The sequence below is a fragment of the Acetobacter sp. DmW_043 genome, from assembly GCF_002153485.1.
Taxonomy (GTDB): Bacteria; Pseudomonadota; Alphaproteobacteria; order Acetobacterales; family Acetobacteraceae; genus Acetobacter; species Acetobacter thailandicus.
In genome coordinates, this window is record NZ_JOMN01000105.1 from 1 (window position 1) to 1,036 (window position 1,036).

A 1,036-nucleotide genomic window follows, 5' to 3' on the forward strand; every position below is an offset into this window, starting at 1 on the left:
ATATAGAGAATGATATTGTAAAATCTCTTGAAGAGATTTTTGCTCAGCCCGAATTGATTTCTCAGTATGGCACAAAAGCTCGTGAATTTGTCGCGAATAAATTTAGTGAACATGCCTTTGATCTCGCAGGAAAGGATGTTGTTAATCATATAAGAAAAATGATTTTAAATAATTGAATTTATGAATTTTTTAAATATTAGAAAACTCATCAGATTAAACCTATAGGGTGTTATGCACTTTGCGTGAGCAGGTTGGCTGCGTTTTTCAGCATGAGACCTGCGAAGGCGATGGTGTGCATTGCGGCGAGGGTTGAAGCACGCGCTCGTAGTCTTTTACGAGCCTTCTGCACCGTGTTGCCCACGCGAACGATCTCTCCACGATCCAGCGACGGGGCAGCAAAACAAAACCCCGTTTTGCCTGCGGCAGCTTGATGATTTCGAGGGTGATATCCTGCTCTCTGGCGGCTTTTGCCGGTTTTGATCCGGTATAGCTCTGATCGGCCCATACCAGTTCAACGCTACCATCTGTTGCCTGCTTAAAGGCTTTCGCAAGTGGACCGGTTTCCGCCCGGTCGTCCCTGTTTGCCGGGGTGACGTGCAGAGCCAGAAGATGCCCCAGGGTATCGACCGCCATGTGCAGCTTCGATCCCTTCTTTCTTTTCGCGCCATCATACCCAGCGCGCGATCCACTCTCCGGTGTCGAACGCAGTGTCCGGCTGTCGATGATCGCTGTCGTCGGTTCAGCCTGTTTTCCTGCAGCCAGACGCTGAAAAAGGCCATCATGATCAGCGAAAGCTGTTCAATGGCCTTCGTTATGTGATCCGTTATTTTTAACATCATGAAAAAGTGAATATTGTTAATATAAAATAAATATATTTATATTGCTCTATATTAATATATTTATAAATACATCAATGGATAAATTTAATGGCCATACTATATAATCCGCCATCAGGAGCTTCTATTGTAAGTGGTGGTTACTGGATTGCCATAAAAGGCAGTGACGGAATAACATACTACGAATCTGCTACCGGAAC

1 pseudogene is annotated in these 1,036 nt (G+C 44.8%); it reads right to left on the bottom strand.

The window, feature by feature from the left end:
- Positions 1-229: 229 nt before the first annotated feature.
- Positions 230-795: pseudogene (locus HK11_RS12075) on the bottom strand (IS5 family transposase); the annotation flags it as partial.
- Between the last annotated feature and the right edge of the window lie 241 nt (positions 796-1,036).